Source organism: Nonomuraea gerenzanensis, assembly GCF_020215645.1.
Classification (GTDB): Bacteria; Actinomycetota; Actinomycetes; order Streptosporangiales; family Streptosporangiaceae; genus Nonomuraea; species Nonomuraea gerenzanensis.
On sequence record NZ_CP084058.1, the window covers coordinates 3013297 to 3031223 of the forward strand.

Annotated in this window: 18 protein-coding genes; 10 read left to right on the forward strand and 8 right to left on the reverse strand. The window is 72.4% G+C overall.

The window, feature by feature from the left end:
- Window positions 1–53 precede the first annotated feature (53 nt).
- Complete coding sequence (locus LCN96_RS14360; RefSeq protein WP_225273111.1) at window positions 54–1955, reverse strand: S41 family peptidase; 1902 nt, start codon at window positions 1953–1955, stop codon at window positions 54–56.
- A 112-nt stretch (window positions 1956–2067) separates the two neighbouring features.
- The gene (locus LCN96_RS14365; protein WP_225273112.1) at window positions 2068–2667 is read right to left on the reverse strand and encodes an amidohydrolase family protein; all 600 of its coding nucleotides are present in this window, start codon (window positions 2665–2667) and stop codon (window positions 2068–2070) included.
- Window positions 2668–2825: 158 nt separating this feature from the next.
- Between LCN96_RS14365 and LCN96_RS14370 the strand changes: the two genes are divergently transcribed.
- The 3 genes from LCN96_RS14370 to LCN96_RS14380 all read left to right on the forward strand — a co-directional run bounded on the left by LCN96_RS14370 (window position 2826) and on the right by LCN96_RS14380 (window position 5853).
- Window positions 2826–3569: a hypothetical protein gene (locus LCN96_RS14370; protein WP_225273113.1), complete on the forward strand. Its 744-nt coding sequence runs from the start codon at window positions 2826–2828 to the stop codon at window positions 3567–3569.
- Between the two features lie 36 nt (window positions 3570–3605).
- Window positions 3606–5240, forward strand: coding sequence for an FUSC family protein (locus tag LCN96_RS14375; RefSeq protein ID WP_225273114.1), 1635 nt, complete (start codon window positions 3606–3608; stop codon window positions 5238–5240).
- Between the two features lie 109 nt (window positions 5241–5349).
- Window positions 5350–5853 carry a MarR family winged helix-turn-helix transcriptional regulator gene (locus LCN96_RS14380; RefSeq protein WP_225273115.1) on the forward strand — a complete coding sequence of 168 codons (504 nt, stop codon included), beginning with the start codon at window positions 5350–5352 and terminating at the stop codon, window positions 5851–5853.
- A gap of 122 nt (window positions 5854–5975) precedes the next feature.
- Here the strand turns inward: LCN96_RS14380 and LCN96_RS14385 are convergent, their stop codons facing one another.
- A complete protein-coding gene (locus tag LCN96_RS14385) occupies window positions 5976–6704 on the reverse strand; it encodes a maleylpyruvate isomerase family mycothiol-dependent enzyme (protein WP_225273116.1) in 729 nt (242 codons plus the stop codon).
- Window positions 6705–6747: 43 nt separating this feature from the next.
- Complete coding sequence (locus LCN96_RS14390; protein ID WP_225273117.1) at window positions 6748–8211, reverse strand: carboxylesterase/lipase family protein; 1464 nt, start codon at window positions 8209–8211, stop codon at window positions 6748–6750.
- A gap of 186 nt (window positions 8212–8397) precedes the next feature.
- Here LCN96_RS14390 and LCN96_RS14395 point away from each other — a divergent pair, with 186 nt between their 5' ends.
- Together LCN96_RS14395 and LCN96_RS56550 are read left to right on the forward strand one after the other, a co-directional pair.
- Entirely contained in the window at window positions 8398–9723 is a 1326-nt protein-coding gene (locus LCN96_RS14395; RefSeq protein ID WP_225273118.1) for an L-lactate MFS transporter, read from the forward strand.
- Window positions 9720–9842 (forward strand): MFS transporter small subunit, encoded by a 123-nt coding sequence (locus tag LCN96_RS56550; RefSeq protein ID WP_263657480.1) that lies wholly within the window; start codon window positions 9720–9722, stop codon window positions 9840–9842. The genes LCN96_RS14395 and LCN96_RS56550 overlap by 4 nt, the downstream gene beginning before the upstream one ends.
- A 40-nt stretch (window positions 9843–9882) precedes the next feature.
- Here the strand turns inward: LCN96_RS56550 and LCN96_RS14400 are convergent, their stop codons facing one another.
- Complete coding sequence (locus LCN96_RS14400; protein ID WP_225273119.1) at window positions 9883–10797, reverse strand: alpha/beta hydrolase; 915 nt, start codon at window positions 10795–10797, stop codon at window positions 9883–9885.
- Between the two features lie 93 nt (window positions 10798–10890).
- Here LCN96_RS14400 and LCN96_RS14405 point away from each other — a divergent pair, with 93 nt between their 5' ends.
- Window positions 10891–11769 (forward strand): FRG domain-containing protein, encoded by an 879-nt coding sequence (locus tag LCN96_RS14405; protein ID WP_225273120.1) that lies wholly within the window; start codon window positions 10891–10893, stop codon window positions 11767–11769.
- A 1-nt stretch (window position 11770) separates the two neighbouring features.
- Here LCN96_RS14405 and LCN96_RS14410 read toward each other — a convergent pair whose 3' ends face one another.
- Window positions 11771–12220, reverse strand: coding sequence for a hypothetical protein (locus tag LCN96_RS14410; protein ID WP_225273121.1), 450 nt, complete (start codon window positions 12218–12220; stop codon window positions 11771–11773).
- Window positions 12221–12349: 129 nt separating this feature from the next.
- A complete protein-coding gene (locus LCN96_RS14415) occupies window positions 12350–12784 on the reverse strand; it encodes a MarR family winged helix-turn-helix transcriptional regulator (protein WP_225273122.1) in 435 nt (144 codons plus the stop codon).
- Window positions 12785–12813: 29 nt separating this feature from the next.
- Between LCN96_RS14415 and LCN96_RS14420 the strand changes: the two genes are divergently transcribed.
- The 3 genes from LCN96_RS14420 (at window position 12814) to LCN96_RS14430 (ending at window position 16897) form a co-directional block, all read left to right on the forward strand.
- Window positions 12814–13221 carry an NUDIX hydrolase gene (locus LCN96_RS14420; protein ID WP_225273123.1) on the forward strand — a complete coding sequence of 136 codons (408 nt, stop codon included), beginning with the start codon at window positions 12814–12816 and terminating at the stop codon, window positions 13219–13221.
- A gap of 67 nt (window positions 13222–13288) precedes the next feature.
- Window positions 13289–14107, forward strand: a complete 819-nt coding sequence (locus LCN96_RS14425; protein ID WP_225273124.1) for an SAM-dependent methyltransferase — start codon at window positions 13289–13291, stop codon at window positions 14105–14107.
- A gap of 90 nt (window positions 14108–14197) precedes the next feature.
- Window positions 14198–16897 carry a S8 family serine peptidase gene (locus tag LCN96_RS14430; RefSeq protein ID WP_225273125.1) on the forward strand — a complete coding sequence of 900 codons (2700 nt, stop codon included), beginning with the start codon at window positions 14198–14200 and terminating at the stop codon, window positions 16895–16897.
- Window positions 16898–16946: 49 nt separating this feature from the next.
- On the opposite strand, the gene LCN96_RS14435 is transcribed toward LCN96_RS14430, so the two are convergent.
- The gene (locus LCN96_RS14435) at window positions 16947–17288 is read right to left on the reverse strand and encodes an STAS domain-containing protein (protein WP_225273126.1); all 342 of its coding nucleotides are present in this window, start codon (window positions 17286–17288) and stop codon (window positions 16947–16949) included.
- Window positions 17289–17405: 117 nt separating this feature from the next.
- On the opposite strand from LCN96_RS14435, the gene LCN96_RS14440 reads away from it, so the two are divergent.
- On the forward strand, window positions 17406–17894 hold the full coding sequence (locus LCN96_RS14440; protein ID WP_225273127.1) for a MarR family winged helix-turn-helix transcriptional regulator: 489 nt from the start codon (window positions 17406–17408) through the stop codon (window positions 17892–17894).
- Window positions 17895–17927: the final 33 nt, after the last annotated feature.

Sequence of the window (17927 nt, forward strand, 5' to 3'; positions counted from 1 at the left end):
CGGCGCGGAGCCCCGCGCACCGGTACGCGAGGCCCCGCGGGCCACCGTGGTGGTCAGGTCTGCAAGATCGTCCGGGCGGCGACCAGCTCCCCGCCCTGGAACCCCTCCACCCGGACCACGTGCGCCGACCCGGCCCCCGGCGCCGGCACGGTCGTGACCTGCTGCGTCACGTCCACCGACGCCACCGGCCTGCCGTCCAGGTAGACGTCGGCCCGGTCCACCAGCGCGGTCGTGAGCGTCACCTGGGCGGCCGACACCTGCACGTCGAGCCGCCGCACCGGCTGCCCGGACAGGATCTCGCCGGCCCGCGCCATCAGGTCCTCGTTGTCCTGGAGCACGTCCCTGCGGGTCATCCGGTGCTGGAAGTCGGGCACCACCCCGAGGTCCTCGACGGGCGTGCCGGCCAGGTCGTGCACCCGCAGCGTGCGCCGGATCGACACCCGCAGGCCCGCCCCGCCGGGCAGCGGCTTGTAGGGGGTCTCGGGGGCGGGCGAGGGCAGTTCGAGCAGGGCCTTGAGCAGGTCGTGCGTCCACACGTTGGCGCCGCCCGCGCCCGTGTTGTCGTCCGTGCCGAGAATCTTGCCGATCTTGTGGTCCTGGAAGCCGCCGGCGAAGATGTCGGTCGCGGAGTAGCAGAGCGCGTTGGTGATCAGCACGACCGGGCCGAAGTACTGCTGGCCGAGCGCGTTCGCGCCGCCGGGCGGCGTGATGGGGAACGCGGCGGAGAACACGGCGCCCGTCTCCAGCGCCTGCTCCATCGACGGGCACCAGGGGCCGAGGTCGATCTGACCGGTCGGGTTCTCCTGGTGCTGGCGGCAGATCCGCAGGTTGAGGTTCGTGGTGATGAACTGCGTCGGCTCCGGCACGATCGGGCGCGGCGTCATCGTCTGCAGCAGGAACTCGCTGGCGAAGATGTGCCCGCCGCCGTTGCCCCGGACGTCCAGGATGAGCCCGTTCTGCGGCAGCAGCCCGATGAGCCGGACGAACTCCTGGACGAACGCGTCCGGGTCGTTGACGCTGAAGCTGAACACCCGGATGTGGCCGAACGTGCCCGACGGCGTGACGACGCTCCTGGCACGGAAGAAGCCGGGCATGGACGTGACGAGGTCCGCGCCGGGAGCGGCGGGCTCGGCCGTCAGCTCGGCGGCGCCGCCCAGGCTCTCCAGCGGGGTGACGGCCTGCGGCACGTACAGCAGCTTGAGTGCCCGGCTGATCTCGTCGGCGCCCAGGTCGAGGCCCTGCGCCATGGCGGCGACGGACACCTCGTCGGCGTTCACGAACGGCGGCAGGTTCTCGCCGACGCGCCAGGTCTCGCTCAGCTCGCGGCGGATCCCGTCCTGGCCGACGTAGGTGAGCACCACCCACGACTCGTCCGGCGGCACGTGCACGCGCAGCGGCCTGATCGTCATCGACTGCAGGCCGCGGGCGTGCCTGGCCGCCGGGTTGCTGCCCGCGAACCTGCTCGCGTTGATGTCCACGGCCCGGTCGATCGGGATGCCGTTCCAGTGCGTCACCTCGACGCCGGGGCCGAAGCCGGGGGCGGAGAAGCCCTGCATCGTCCTGGTGATGACGTAGTGCCGCTGGTCGCCGTCGTAGTGCTCCTCGATGACGTACGGGAGGAAGGCGATCCTGCCGGAGAACGGCTGGGGCAGCAGGTAGTTCGTGTGCAGGTCGCGTACCGAGTGGAAGATCTCGGACAGCTCCGCGTGGAAGCGCCATTCCGGGCCCATGGTCTGCGGGGTCTGCCTGCTCAGGCGCACGGCGAGCAGCCGGAGCCGCTGCACCGGGTTCACCGCGTGCATCGCGGCCTTCAGCGGCAGATGCACGTAGTTCTGCTCGATGAGCACCAGCGCCTGCTGGACCAGGAGTCTCCTGTCGTCGAGTGTGAGTCTGTCAGCCGTGCGCAGGAAGTCGTCGAGCTCCTGCTTCGCGACCCCGCTCGTGGGCTCGGTCATCTTCGTCCACCCGTTCCGGTCGTCCGCGCGGACATCGCTACCGCGCTCGATTACCCGGCACGTTCCCACCGTGGGTGACAGGGACGCCACGGGAGGTGTCCTAGGGCTTTCCCTAGCCGGGGGCTGTGGCGCGCAGCGTGCGGCCTGGGCGGACCCCGGCTTCGAGCAGCCGGTCACCCTCGTCGCGCAGGTGGGTCGCGTACAGCAGGCCGCGCCCGGCCAGCTCGGCGGACAGCGCCTCGATCTCGTCGGCGGCAGCGAACGAGCCGGGCGCGTAGATCAGGCCGGTGGACATGCCGAACGCGCCCTGCTCCGCCGCCGTGGCGAGCAGGCCGCGCATGCGGCCCAGCTTCTCCCCACTCGGGGCGCGGCGCTCCTGGCCGAGCACGGCGGCCCGCAACGCGCCGTGGCCGACCAGCGGGGCGAGGTTGACGGCGGGACGCGCGGCGTCCACGGCGGCGGCGAACGCGGCGAGGCCGGGCCACGGGCTGCCGCTCGGGCCGGGGAAGGGGGACAGGCCGCAGTTGCCCGTGGCGAGCGTGGTCACGCCCTGGTGCAGGCACGCCTCGGCGGTGGGGGCGGCCAGGACGGTGAAGTCGGCGTGGGAGTGCAGGTCGATGAGGCCGGGGGTGACGAGGAGGCCCGTGGCGTCGATGACCTGGGCGGCGGTGGCGGGCGGCGCGCCGACCTCGGCGACGCGGCCCGACCGCACGGCGACGTCGGCGGGCCGGGGCGGGGCGCCGGTGCCGTCGACCAGAAGGCCGCCGGTGATCAGAAGATCGTACGAGGTGCTCAGCGGCTCTCCTCCTCATTGCGGCGCCGTGCTATTCAAAGATCGTAATCGTGGCTTTCGAGTGGATAGGGGCAGGGATGGAAGTCGGGTTCAACGAGTTGTACGCCGCTTGCCAGCCGATCGTCTACGGGGACCTGGTGCGCGGGCGGCAGGCGTTGACGGCGCTGCTGCCCGAGGCGTGGCGGCGGGGGCCGCGCTGGGGTCTGGCGATGATCCACGCCATGCTCGCCGACCTCCACGGCAGGCTGGGGGACGTGCCGGGCGGGATCGAGCACTTCCGGGCCGCGGTCGACCTGGGCTGGAACGACTGCCTGTCCATCTGGTCCGACCCCGGCTTCGCCGCCCTGGCCCGCAGCCCGCACTTCGCCGCCGTGCACGCCCGCGTGTGGATCTCGCCCGCCGACCTGGAGGAGCTGCGGTGGCTGCGTGCCGAGGCCGCCGCGATCTCCCAGGAGCTGAGCTGGATCGCGGCCGAGAACATCGGCCGCGTCGACCACCGCTCCACCGACGTCTTCCACTGCCCTCTGCCGACCCGGACCCCCGACGGCGGGGGCGTGCCCGCCGCCCGCATGTCCCTGGCCATCATGCAGCGCGTCGGCCTCGATCTCGTCGCCGCCTCCGACATCAGCCGCATCAGCGGGCAGATCGCCGTGGACGCCATCGGCACGTCCTCCTACGCCCAGGAAGACCTGTGGCGCTCCGCGCAGCTCGCCGACTCCCGGGCCGCCGCTCGCCGCGCCTCCGCCGAGGCTCGCGCCTTCCGGCCCACCCCGGGCCTGTCCACCGTCCCGGTCCCCGCCACCAGCCTCCAGCGGTTCTAATTATTTTACGAGTGAAATACCTGGTAAACTTTCTGGGTGAGTGCCATCCCCTTCCACCCGTTCAGGCCCCGTGTCCGCATGCCCGTCCGCGCCGCGCTGCGCCTCGCGCCGCTCGGCGACATCTGGCACAAGCCCGCGCTGAGCGGGGTGACCGCGCTCGCCGTGGTGCTGGTGGCGCTGCTCGTGGCGGGGCGGCTGGATCTGACCCTGTACGCCTCCGCCGGGGCGATGTGCGCCCTGTACGGCCACGGCCTGCCGTACGCGGCCCGGGGCCGGGCACTGGGGTGGGTCGTGCTGGGGATGCTGGCCGGGACCGGGGTCGCGCTCGTCACGGCGGCGCTGACCGAGTCGGTCGCCGTCCGGGTGGGGGTGGCGGCGCTGCTGGCGGGGGTGCACAAGGCGGTCTGCGACGCCACCAGGATCGGGCCGCCCGGCAACGTCGTGCTCACCTTCATCGCGGCCAGTGCCGCATTCGTGCCTGTGCAGCGGCTCGGTGATGTTCCGGTGCACGTGGGGGTGGGGGTTGCCGGTGGGGTGGTGGCCTGGCTGGTGGGGATGGTGCCTGGGCTCTTCCGGGCTGATGGGCCGGAGCGCATCGCTGTCGCTCGGGCGCTGGAGGCTGCGGCTCGGTCGGCGCAGGTGTGCGATGAGCGAGGTGGTGGCGGCGACGCTGCGCAGGCTCGGCATGCCGCTGCGACGGCCGTCAACGCGGCGTGGCAGACGGTGTTGCGTGCCGGGGACCGGCGTGACGGGTTGCGGCGGCTGCTGGTGCGGGCCGAGACGGTCGCCGCACGCGTCGGCCATGGCGAGCCCGGTGGCGGAGTCGATGCTGGGACCTTGCTGGCGTGGGCGCACGAGCTGCGCAAGGACCGTCCGGTGCCGGTGCCGCCGGCCTGCGACGCGCGGACGGAGGCCGCCGAGCGGGCGGAGCTGGCCGGGATCGCCGCCGAGCGCGTCGAAGCGCGGCGGCCCGCAAGGTCGCCGCTCGCGCTCCTGGCCCGCTGGTGGCGCGTCGTGGCGATGGTGTCGGCAGGGGCGGCGCTGGCCGGGTGGGTGTCGATGGCGCTCGGCGTGGGCAGGCCGTACTGGGCCGTCGTGACGGCGGCGGCCGTGTTCGCCGCCAACACCACCATGTCCTGGAGCCGCGCACTCCAGCGCGTGATCGGCAACCTCCTCGGCGTGGCCCTGTTCACCCTGATCGTCCCCGTCGCCAGGTGGGGTGCGGTGGCGCTGATCGTGGCCGTGCTGGTCATGCAGTTCGTCACGGAGGCGGCGATCACCCGCAACTACTGGCTGGGCAGCGTGTTCGTCGCCCCCACGGCCATGCTGATGACCGAGTTCGCCGGGTTCGAGCCGGTGTCCGCGCTCGTGGCCGACCGCTGGCTGGACACCTGTCTGGGGGCCGCCGCCGGGTTGCTGGCCTGCGTGCTGCTGCCCGACCGGCGGGCGTCCGTACGCGTACGGGATGGGCTGGAACGGCTGGAGCGGCTGGTCGAGGAGCCGCTCGGGGAGGGGCGGGCCGGTCGTGACCGGCTGCGTGCCGCCCTGGTGGAGCTGCGTGAGGCGGCCGACCTCGCGGCGGGCGAGTGGTGGAGCGCGACGCTGCCGCAGGAGCGCATCGCCGCCGCCGAGCGGGCCGGTCACCACAGGCTGGCGGAGCTGACCGCCTGACCGCGCGGGGCCGGCCACCACGGGCAAGCCGAGCTGACCACGTGACCGCGCGGGCCGGCGCGTACGATCGGAAGCCACCGAACACCGCAGGCACAGGAAGGACCGTGACGTGGAGGACGCCGTGGCGGTCGCGCTGCGCCAGTGGCGGAAGGTCCTCCCGGACGCCGACCTCGACACGATCGCCGTCATCGGCCGGCTCAACCGCTGCACCGCCCTGCTGCACCAGGCCACCGACGCCCCGCTCGGCCGCGCCGGGGTGAACAGGGCCGAGTACGACGTGCTGTGCGCCCTGCTCAGGGTCGGCGGCGAGCTGACGCCGGGGCGGGTGGCCAGGGAGACGTTCGCCTCGGGCGCGGCCGTGACCAAGCGGGTGCGGCGGCTGGAGGAGCTCGGCCTGGTCGCCAGGCGGGTGGACGACCGCGACCGCCGCGTGGCGCACCTGTCGCTCACCGAGCGGGGCAGGGAGTTCATCCTGCGGTTGATGCCGGAGCAGCTCGAGTACGAGACCGCGTTGCTGTCCGGGCTGCCGGCGGAGAAGGAGCGGGAGCTCGCCGCGCTGCTGGGGGAGTTGCTGCTGATGCTGGAGGGCCGCCTGGGCGGCATGCTCGGCTAGCGGCGCCGATGCCGGAGGGCCGCTTGGGCGGGATGCTCGGCTGGCGGCGCCGATGCCGGAGGGCCGCTTGGGGCGGAAGGCCTGCGACCCCGCAGCGAGCTTCAAGGGGCGCGATCGCAGGCTCAGAAGGCGTAGTTGCGCAGGACGGCCAGGGCTTCGGCGCCGTGCGGGCCGGTGGCCTTGAGCGCCGAGTCGGCGGGCGCGAGGCGCCGGGCCCCGACGCGGCAGAAGTCGCCCGCCGGCCCCGTGATGACGGACGCCGCGCCGGGCTCGCCGAAGTACCACGTGTCCCCGTTGGGTGCGGTGAGCTCGCAGTGCACGGGCCCGCCCGCCACCCCTTCCACGTCGAACGCGTACGGCAGCGTGCGGTGCCCCAGCCACGCGATGTGCCGCAGCCGCGAGGTGTCCGGGTAGGGGATGCCCAGCGGGGCGGTGATGTCGAGAGCGTGCGCCCAGTGCTCGGCCAGGCGGGTGGTGGCCAGCGTGCCCGGTGACAGGGTGGCGGCGACCCAGGTCAGGCGGTTGCCCCTGGGGTGGGCGCGCAGCGCCGCGGGCATGAACGCGGTGGCCGCGCGCCAGCGGGCCAGGAGGTCGCCGGGGGTGATGTCGCGTTCGGCGGCCACGGCGCTGTCCGCCATGGCGTCCACCTCGCCGCGGGAGCGCGGGCCCGCCAGCTCGCCCCGCAGGGAGGCGGCGGCGAGCTCCTCGGTCTGGGCGAGGTGGAGGACCACGTCGGAGACGGTCCAGCCGGCGGCGGCCGACGGGTGCGACCACTGCGCGGGCGTGAGAGCGGCCAGGACGGCGTCGAGTTGCTCGTACTCGGCCTGGAGGTCATCGAAGATGTCCGTCATACCCCATCACAGTACAGAACAAAGTTCGGTCTGGCTCGACCCCTCAAGCGAGGAGCGGAAGCTCGCCGAAGCGATGCGCCGCCCAGATGCGGCGGGAGGCCTCCTCCGGGTAGGGCACCACCGCGGGCTGGACGTCGAAGAGCCTGGTCGCCCGGCCCTCCGGCTCGTACGGCTGCCAGCCTGGCCCCTCGCCCGCCGCGAACGCGGTCCACGCGCGCCGGAACGCGGCCGAGACGGTGGCGGCCTCCGGCGGAGCGCTCTGGCCGAGGAAGAACGTGCCCATCCCGCTCCCGAGATTGCCGAACACCAGCGGCACGTCCAGCCCGTGGCACGCCCCGCCGAGCGCGGGGGTGGCCCAGGTCAGCTCGTACGCGTAGACCGTGCCGCCCCCGGCGGCCTGCGCGTCGGCCAGCCGCAGCGACGGCATGCGGAACAGCCAGTCCGACTGCACCAGCTCGTCCAGCAGCTCAGGCCCCGCCTCGGGGAAGGCGTCGCGGTAGCCCTGCTCCCGCCCCGGCGCGAACACCGAGAGGAGCCCGTCCCCCTCGACCCGCCCGAGGTGCGTGAAAAGCCGGTACTCGTCCCGCGTGTGCCCCACGACCAGCTCGACGTCCCGCCCGGCCCCGTCCGCCAGCGCGCTCCAGGGGTCGCGCGGCAGCACCTCGCCGTCCACGACCGGCGAGAACGGGGTGACGGTGTACGCGACGGGGCCCCAGCGGTCCGCGTACCGGCGCATCTGGGGAGTGGCCGCCTCGGCGGCCTCGACGAGCCGGCCGGGCTCGACGCCGGCCAGCGCGCCGGCGGCCGGCGGCAGGCCCAGCTCCGCGGTCAGGACGCCGGCGATGTCCGAAGCCAGCGCCCCGGAGAAGTACGTGCCGGGGACGCTCTGCGCGATCGCCCGCCCGAACAGCCCGGCGGCGCGCGGCATCACCATGAGCGCGATGATCGACCCGGCCCCCGCCGACTCCCCGAACACCGTCACCCGCCCCGGGTCGCCTCCGAACGCGGCCACGTTGTCGCGCACCCACTCCAGCGCCGCCACCTGGTCCAGCAGCCCCCGGTTCGCCGGCGCCCCCTCGACGTGGGCGAACCCCTCCATGCCGACCCGGTAGTTCAGGGTGACGACGACCACGTTCCCCTCGCGGGCCAGCAGCGCGCCGTCGTACACGGACTCGCCCGACTCGCCGCCCCGGTACGCGCCCCCGTAGATCCACACCATCACCGGCAGCCGCTCAGCCGTGCCGGGGGACGGCGACCAGACGTTGACCGTCAGGCAGCTGTCGCCGCTGCGCCCCGGCATCGGCCCGGCGACCGTGGACTGCTGGGGCGGCGGCGGTCCGAACGCCACGCAGTCGCGCACCCCGTCCCACGCCTCGGCGGGCTCGGGCGCGCCGAAGCGCGGCGGCCGGGCGAACGGGATGCCGAGGAAGACCGCCACCCCGCCCTCCATGCGGCCCCGTACGCGGCCCGGCGCGATCCTGACCTCCGGCTCTGTGGTCGTGCCCATGCTCAGCCCGCCTTTCTCGGAACACCACTCCAAGATTACGGGTCCGTTCGCCGACAAGATCGGACCGCTCGCCGTAGAGATCCGGCGCATGCCAAATACTGCATACCGTATGTGTGGTAGCCGTGATGCGTGTCTGTCAGTACGAGGTTCGCGAGTCCCACAGGTTTCCTCAGTCGTTCCCGTATCGTGGCGGCCCCCACCTGGAGCCGATGGCTCGTGCCGCCCGCGGCGCTCTCCGTCCACCTGGCCATCGGGCAGGCGTACGCGTGGAGCGTGTTCAAACCCTCGCTCGAATCCGCGCTCGGCCTGTCCGGCACCCAGAGCGCGCTGCCGTTCCAGCTCGGCATCGTCATGCTGGGCCTGTCGGCCGCCTTCGGCGGCACGCTGGTCGAGCGCAACGGGCCCCGGTGGGCCATGTTCGTCTCGATGACCTGCTTCTCCTCCGGCTTCCTGCTGTCGGCGCTGGGCGTGCTCACCCGGCAGTACTGGCTGGTCGTGCTCGGCTACGGCTTCGTGGGCGGCATCGGCCTGGGCATCGGCTACATCTCGCCCGTCTCCACCCTGATCAAGTGGTTCCCGGACCGGCCCGGCATGGCCACCGGCATCGCGATCATGGGGTTCGGCGGAGGGGCGCTGATCGCCTCGCCGTGGTCGGCGCAGATGCTGGCCTCCTTCGGGCCGACCACGACCGGCATCGCGACCACGTTCTTCGTGCACGGCGTGGTCTACGCGGTGTTCATGACGATGGGCGTGCTGCTCGTGCGGGTGCCGCCGGAAGGCTGGGCCCCGAAGGGCTGGTCGCCGGCCGCGGCCCAGGCCAGGCCGCTGATCACCTCGGCCGACGTCTCGGCGCGCAACGCCATCCGTACACCGCAGTTCTACTGCCTGTGGGTCGTGCTGTGCTGCAACGTCACCGCCGGTATCGGCATCCTGGAGAAGGCCGCACCGATGATCACGGACTTCTTCACCGGCACCCCGGCAGCCGTCGCGGCGGGGGCGGCGGCCGGGTTCGTCGCACTGCTGTCGCTGGCGAACATGGCGGGCCGGTTCGTCTGGTCCTCCACCTCCGACCTGATCGGGCGCAAGAACATGTACCGCGTCTACCTGGGCGTGGGCGCGCTGCTGTATCTCGTCATCGCGCTGGCGGGCGAGTCGTCCAAGCCGCTGTTCATCGTGTGCGCGCTGGGCATCCTGTCCTTCTACGGCGGCGGCTTCGCGACCGTGCCCGCCTACCTCAAGGACCTCTTCGGCACCTACCAGGTCGGCGCCATCCACGGCCGCCTGCTCACCGCCTGGTCAACGGCAGGCGTGCTCGGCCCGTTGATCGTCAACGCCATCGCCGACGCGCAGAAGGCCGACGGGCGCTCCGGGCCCGACCTCTACACCACCTCGCTGTTCATCATGATCGGGCTGCTGGCGGTGGGCTTCCTCGCCAACGAGCTGATCCGTCCCGTCCACGAGAGACACCACGAGCGGCCCGCGCGGGCGCTGGAGGAGGGACAGAGCGCATGAGCACCACGCAACGACGGCGCACCGGGCTGATGGTGCTGGCCTGGACCTGGGTGGGGCTGCCCTTCGCGTACGGGGTGTACGAGCTGTTCCTGAAGCTCACCCAGCTCTTCTCCGGCTGACCGGTGCGGCGTACCGACTCGTACAGGGCCGCGGCAGGGCTCACCCCAGCCGTTCCGCCACCCTCTCAGCCACCAGGGTGAGCGCGGCGGCGCTCCCCGGCAGCACGTTCACCAGCGTGAAGAACACATGCATCTGCCCCTCGAACCGCCTCAGCTCGACCGGCACCCCCGCCTCCCGTAACCGCTCCGCGTACTCCTCGCCCTCGTCCCGCAGCACGTCGTGCTCGGCCGTCAGGACGAGCGCGGGCGGCAGGCCGGACAGGTCGGCGGCGCGCAGCGGGGAGGCGTCGGGGTTGGCGCGCTGGGCGCGGTCGGGCGCGTAGTGGTCCCAGAACCAGGCGAGGCCGTCGCGGGTGAGCATGAGCTGGTTCTCGGGGTCGAGGTAGGAGTCCCTGTCGAGGTCGCAGTCGGTGACCGGGTACACGAGGACCTGCAGCGCGATGGCCGGGCCGTTCTCGTCCCTGGCGCGTTGCGTCACGACGGCCGACAGGTTGCCGCCCGCGCTGTCGCCCGCCACGACGATCGGCCGGCCGGGCATGCGGTCGGCGACCCAGCGCAGCGCGGCGTAGGCGTCGCGGGCGGCGGTCGGGTAGCGGTGCTCGGGCGCGAGCCGGTAGCCGGGCAGGACGACGGTGCAGCCCGTGCGCGCGGCCAGCTCCCTGGCGAGCGTGTCGTACTCGTCGAGCGTGCCGAGCACCCAGCCGCCCCCGTGGAAGTAGAGCAGGACGCCGCGCGGCGTGCCCATGGGGACCAGGACGCGGGCGGGGAACGAGGCGCCGTTCCCCGCCGCGATGGTGGTCTCCTCGACGCGGGCCATGTCGGGGCCCTTGCCGCACAGCTCCCCCAGGGAGGCGCTGAGCGTGCGGGCCTCCGCCACGGTCATCTCGTGCAGCGGCTTGCCGCCCGCGTCGGCGAGCTGCTTCAGGAAATCGGTCGTCGCGTGGTCAAGGGCCATGGGACGTCACCTCACACCCAGGGGGAACGACGTAGGTCACCCCGAACGTAGGGGGCGCCGCCGAAGTTGTCGAGAGCGGCGGGTGTGAAGCGGATGACCAGGGGCAACGCAATCAGGATGAAGGTGGAGACGGTGTCGTCCTGGCGGGAGCTGGACGACTCGGTGGGTGAGGCGGGGCGCCGCGAGGGGGCCGGTCACGCGCATTCGACGCTGGTCTTCCGCGGCCTGGCCCGCAGCTCGTACACGCACATGTCCGGGCTGGCGAGGCTGCGCGGCGACTACGCGGCGGTCGAGTCCCACCTGATACGAAATTTCCGCAAATATGCGCACCGGCAGGCCCCGGGGCCGACGATCTGGGACTGGCTCGCCCTGGGTCAGCACCACGGCCTGCCCACGCGCCTGCTCGACTGGACGTTCTCCCCGCTCGTCGCCCTGCACTTCGCCACCGCCTCCTGGCCGGAGGACGACGGCGTGCTGCTCGCGATCGACTGCGCGGGCACGCACGAGCTGCTGCCGGAGCCGCTCAGCGAGGTGCTGGCCGGCGAGGGCGCGCTGCTGTTCACCACCGAGATGCTGGCCAAGGTCGCGGCCGACCTGCCCTGCTTCGACGAGCTGGGCGGCGACCAGCCGTTCCTGGCCTTCTTCGAGCCGCCGTCGCTGGACGAGCGGGTGATCAACCAGTCGTCGGTGCTGTCGACGCTGTCGGATCCCGCGTTCCAGCTGGAGCAGTGGCTGGAGGAGCACCCGGGCCTGGCCCGCGCGTGGCTGATCCCGTCCGAGGTCAAGGCCGAGATCAGGCAGCGGCTCGACCAGGCGAACATCACCGAGCGCGTCCTGCTGCCCGGCCTGGACGGGCTGGCCGACTGGCTGCGGCGCTACTACTCGCCCGGCTCGATCGAGGACGGGGGCGGCGGCGCGTCGATGGCGGGCCAGGAGGACCGCCACCGCCAGGACGGCCGGATGGCCGGGTGACTCACGCCCCTTCGGCGGCGCCGGGGCGGACGATCATCAGCACGACGACCACCGTCCACAGCACGTTGTAGATCCCCGCGAGCATGGCCAGGGAGCGCAGGCGGTCGCGCTCGCCGGGGGTCGCCAGGGCGTCGCGCTGGCGCGGGTAGATCTGCACGGCCAGCAGGAGGCCCGCCGCCGCGGTGAGGACCATGGCCAGGATGATCCAGATCTCGCCCATGCGGCCCTGCACGGAGGCCAGGACGATGCCGGCCGCGGGCACGATCAGCCCGGCGACGCTGTAACCGCGGGTGATGCGGTGCAGTGCCGCGGCCACGGCCCGGCTGCGCTCCTGGGCCTGGTCCGGGCCGGTGATCGGCACGTACCGGGGGAACAGGCTGGTCGCGATGGCGGAGCCGCCCACGAACACGATGCCCGCGAGCACGTGGATGGACAGCAGCAGAGGCTCCACGAACGTTCTCCTCTCGAACCTTCAGGTGGCCTGAAGCCTAACACGCATCCTTCAGGGTGACTGAAGGTGGTGGGACGCGGGGGTCCCAGATCCGTACGAGATGTTCCAGCGCGGCGCGGACGCCCTGCGTCAGCCCGAGAACGCGGTGCGGATCGTGTCGCCCACCCGCCGCCGGATCGGGTCGGCGCCCTCCCCGAACAACCGCTCGTCCACCCCGGCCACCGCCGCCCGCGCCCGCTCCATCAGCAGCGCCCCGTCGTCCGTCACCTCGATGGCCGACGCCGAGCCCGCCCGGGCGGTGTGGTCACGCACCAGCCCCGCCGCGGCCAGCGCCTTCACCGCCGTGTGCACGCTCTGCACGGTGATGCCCGACATCCGCGCCAGCTCGCTGAACGAGACGCCCGGCATGGCCGCGATGTGCCCGAGCAGGCCGAGCCTGCTCACTGTCAGGTCGAGCGGCGCGAGGGCGGCGTTGAGCTCGGTCTCCACCTGGCGGGCGAGCGTGAGCACCACGATGGAGGCGCTGGTCACCGGGGGAGCGGGGCGGTCGTTCTCGGAGCTCACCCCCCAAGTCTCCACTAGGGTTCGGCGTCATGGCGAACGATGACGGCGTGCCGGAGAAGGTGGCCTGGGTGCTGGTGCGCGACCAGCGGGTGCTGATGACGCGCAGCCGCGGCAGGGAGGTGTTCTACTTCCCCGGCGGGATGCGCGAGCCCGGCGAGTCCGACAGCCAGACCCTGGTCAGGGAGATCGACGAGGAGCTGCTGACGGCGATCGACGCGGAGTCGATGGTGCATGTCGGCACGTTCGAGGTGCCGGCCGGGCATCCGGAGCACGGGCCGTTCCGGATGATCTGCTACACGGCCGACCATCAGGGGCCGCTCACCCCGTCCATGGAGATCGCGGAGAAGGCGTGGCTCGGCTACGCCGACCGGCACCGGGTGTCGTACGTCGACGCGCTGGTCCTCCAGGCCCTGTACGAGGGCGGCCTGCTGCGCTGAAACCGGCACTTCACCCCTACCAGACTGATCGCTAGGCTGGCGGGACCTCGGTGCAGGGAGACGACACGTGAGCGCTGCTGAGCCGGACGTGCCCGGTGTTGACCCCACGGTCCCCAGCGTTGCCCGCATGTACGACTACTACCTCGGCGGCAAGGACAACTTCCCGTCGGACCGGGCGGCGGCCGAGAAGATCATCGCGATCGTCCCCGAGGTGCGCGAGACGGCCCGCGACAACCGCGCCTTCATCGGCAAGGCCGTCCGCCTCATGGCCGAGCAGGGCGTGCGCCAGTTCCTCGACATCGGCGCCGGCCTGCCCACGCGGGAGAACGTCCACCAGGTCGCCCAGCGCGTCGTCCCCGACGCCCGCGTGGTCTACGTCGACAACGACCCGATCGTCCTGACGCACGCCCGCGCCCTGCTCGCCGACAACCCGCACACGCTGGCCGCCTGGGGGGACATCACGGACCCCGCCGCCATCCTGGGCGACCCCCGAGTGCGCGGGCACCTGGACTTCACCCGGCCCGTTGGGCTGCTGGCGTCGGCGGTGCTGCACTTCGTGCCGGGTGACCAGCGCACGAGCGACATCGTCAAGGCCCTGCGCGCCCCGCTGGTGCCCGGCAGCCACCTGCTGATCTCGCACTTCTACGCGCCGGACGCCGACGACCCCAAGGTCAGGGCGGGCCAGCGGGTCTACGCGGGAACCAGGCCGGGCGCGCTGATCGCCCGCTCGCTGCGGCAGCTCGCCGCCTACTTCGACGGGCTGAGCGTGCTGGAGCCGGGCCTGGTGCCTGTCAAGTCGTGGCGGCCTGACTCCGAGCTGGACCGGCAGGTCACGGTGGATCTCGGCGTCCCCGCGCTCGTCGGAGCGGTCGGCCGGGTGCCTTAGGGACTTCCCTAGGCCACGCCCTGAAGACAGGGCCCGGCCGGTTGCATAGTGTCAGCACCTCTCATCTCCTTGTGAAGAAGGTGTCGGGCCATGGGCACTCCCCGTTCGGAAGAGAGCGCATACAGCTACGTCGACAAGACCAGCGGCCGTCTCACGTCCTTCGCCGCCAAGCCCGACGAGGCCATGGTGAGGTTCGCGCCGCGGACCCGGGCGGAGATCGGCACGATCGACCGGATCGTCGCCGACCCCGCGCTGCTGTCGGTCAGCCAGGGCTACGACCTGGAGCGGGGCTTCGCCGCCGTCTACGTCAGCCCTGCCCGCATGGGCGACGTGGCCGCGCAGGACGAGGTCGCGAACGCCCTCCCGGTGATGATCGACGAGCACGGCGCCTCCCGGTACTTCCTGCCGGACGAGCTCACCGTGCAGTTCCGGGCCGGCGTCGACCCGGCCCGCGCCGAGGAGCTCCTCGGGCAGCACGGCAGCCGGGTATTGGTCCGGCAGCGCACGCCCGGCTACTACGCGGTGGCGGTGCCCGAGGGCCGGGGCCTGTTCGAGGCGATCCGCGACCTCGCGGCCCTGGACGAGGTGGCCTTCGCGGAGCCCAGCGAGGTGGGCTTCAACAGCAAGCTGCTGTTCATCCCCGGTGACGCGGACTTCGGCAGGTTATGGGGCATGCGCAACACCGGCCAGCCGGTGAACGGCACGACCGGCGCCGCGGGCGCCGACATCCACGCCTGCGAGGCGTGGGAGATCACCAGGGGCGACCCCGAGGTGATCCTCACGGTCATCGACACCGGCACCGCGATCACCCACCCCGACCTGCAGGCCAACATCCTGCCCCGCGGCGCGGAGGACTGGGACTTCGGCGACCCGAGCGACCCCGTGCCGGAGGACGAGGACGGGCACGGCACGCACGTCGCCGGCACCTGCGCCGCCGTGAACGACGCGATCGGCGTCGTCGGCGTGGCGCCGCTCTGCCGCGTGATGCCGCTGCGCGTGGACCTGACGACCGGCATGAACCAGAACCGCGCCGACGCGATCAACTACGTGGCCGCCCAGGCCACCGCCCACGCCGAGCGCCGCTACGTGGTCAACTGCAGCTGGCGGATGAACGGCGACCACGCGGGCGTGCGGACCGCGATCCAGAACGCGGTGGCCGCCAACGTGGTCGTGGTCTTCGCCGCGGGCAACGCCAACACCAACACCGACGTGACCCCGCAGTTCCCCGGCGTCTACCCGGACGTCATCGCGGTCGCCGCGCTCGACCAGACCGGCCGCAAGGCCACGTTCTCCAACTTCGGCACGAACGTGGACGTCTCCGCGCCCGGAGTCAACATCTGGTCCACCTTCCCGAACGGCGGCTACGCCTTCCTCGACGGCACGTCCATGGCCTCGCCGCACGTGGCGGGGGTGGCCGCGCTGATCTGGTCGCGCAACCGCAACCTGACGAACCTTCAGGTCCGCCGGATCCTGGAGAGCACCTGCGACCCCGTGGACGCGGTCAACGCGGGCTTCGCCGGCATGCTGGGCGGCGGGCTCGTCAACGCGATGAGCGCGGTCACCTCGCCGTTCATCTTTCCCGCCCACGTCGAGTACACCGCCGACCTGACGGGGGACAGGAAGGCCGACGTCGTCGGCTTCGGCGACGCGGGCATGTACGTCTCCAGGAACCAGGGCAACGGCAACTTCGAGGCGCCGCAGCTCGCGATCCCCGACTTCGGGTACGAGGCGGGTGGCTGGCGGGTGGAACGCCATCCGCGCTTCCTGGCCGATCTGACCGGCGACAGGCGGGCCGACGTGGTCGGGTTCGGGACGGCGGGCGTGTGGGTGTCGCGTAACAACGGCAACGGCACGTTCCAGGCCCTGCAGCTCGCGGTGCAGAACTTCGGGTACGAGGCGGGCGGCTGGCGGGTCGAGCGTCATCCGCGTTTCCTGGCGGATCTGACCGGGGACGGCCGGGCGGACATCGTGGGGTTCGGCGACGGCGGCGTGTGGGTGTCGCGTAACAACGGCAACGGCACGTTCCAGGCCCTGCAGCTCGTGGTGCAGAACTTCGGGTACGAGGCGGGCGGCTGGCGGGTCGAGCGTCATCCGCGTTTCCTGGCGGATCTGACCGGGGACGGCCGGGCGGACATCGTGGGGTTCGGCGACGGCGGCGTGTGGGTGTCGCGTAACAACGGCAACGGCACCTTCCAGGCCCCGCAGCTCGTCGTCCCCGACTTCGGCCACGACGCGGGCGGCTGGCGCGTGGAGCGCCATCCGCGCTTCCTCGCGGACCTGACGGGCGACAGGCGCGCCGACATCGTCGGCTTCGGCGACGGCGGCGTGTGGGTGTCGCGTAACAACGGCAACGGCACGTTCCAGGCTCCGCAGCTCGTGGTGCAGAACTTCGGGTACGAGGCGGGCGGCTGGCGGGTCGAGCGCCATCCGCGTTTCCTGGCGGATCTGACCGGGGACGGCCGGGCGGACATCGTCGGGTTCGGCAACGCGGGCGTGTGGGTCTCGCTGAACAACGGCAACGGCACGTTCCAGGCTCCGCAGCTCGTGCTCGGCAACTTCGGCTACGACGCCGGTGGCTGGCGCGTCGAGCGTCACCCGCGCTTCGTCGCCGACCTCACGGGCGACGCCCAGGCCGACATCCTCGGCTTCGGCCACGCGGGCGCGTGGGTGTCGTTCAACAGCGGCAAGGGCGCGTTCGGCGGGCTCGACCTGAAGATCGCCGACCTCGGCCACGGCGCCGGCGGCTGGCGCGTGCACAAGCACCCGCGCCACGTCACCGGACCGCGCTGATCAGACGGAACCGCCGCAACGGGGCCCGCGGGCCCCGTTGCGATCCGCCTCACGACCCTGCCGGCGTGAGGCAGAACCGTTTGTCCAGGCCGGTCATCCGGAGCAGCCGCGCCACCCGCGGCTGAGCCCCGCTCAGCCGGACGGAGCCGCCCACGGCCTCGGCGGCGTTGGCGGCCCAGATCAGGGTGTTCAGCCCCGAGGAGTCGCAGAAGGCGACGTCCTGCAGATCGACGATCACGGACGGCGGCCTGAGACAGGACATCGCCTCGGCCAGCCCGTTGCGGAACTCCTCCTTGGAGGCCAGATCCAGCTCACCCGCCAGACGCAGGACAGCCGAGTCGTCACCCTGGGTGACGACCCAGGAGAAGCCGGTGCGGTCTGCGCTTCTCATTCCACCCCTCCGCTTTGCAACGGTTCGCACTTTTATCATTGCACAGTGCAATGGAACTCGGAAGTTACACTCGGGGGCCCTCGGGCCGGCCCTGTGGATACGTGTACAACAGGGGCCATGGCGACAGACGAGAGCCCGGCGGGCGGTGAGGACCTCGACGCCGTCATCACGGCGGTGCTGGCGGGCTCGCGGCTGCTGGTCTCCGTCGCCGCGCGGTCGCTGGCTGCGGTCGAGGACAAGATCACCCTGCCGCAGTTCAGGATGCTGGTGGTGCTGGCCGGCCACGGCGGCACCAAGCTGGTCACGATGGCCGAGCTGCTCGACGTCAACTCCTCCACGGCCATGCGGATGGCCGACCGGCTCGCCGGCGCCGGCCTGATCGTACGGGAGGTCAACCCGCACAACCGGCGGGAGAGCATCATGCGGCTGACCGGGGAGGGCCGCCGCATCGTGGACGAGGTGATGGCGCGCCGCAGGAAGCAGATCGGCGAGATCGTCTCGCGCATGTCCGCCGCCCAGCGCCAGGCGCTGATCTCGGCCATGAACGCCTTCAACGAGGCGGGCGGCGAGCCCGCGGCGGACCTCCCGCACTGGCCCGGGTTCTGAGACCGGCGTCGGCCCTCACAGGAATCAAAGCGT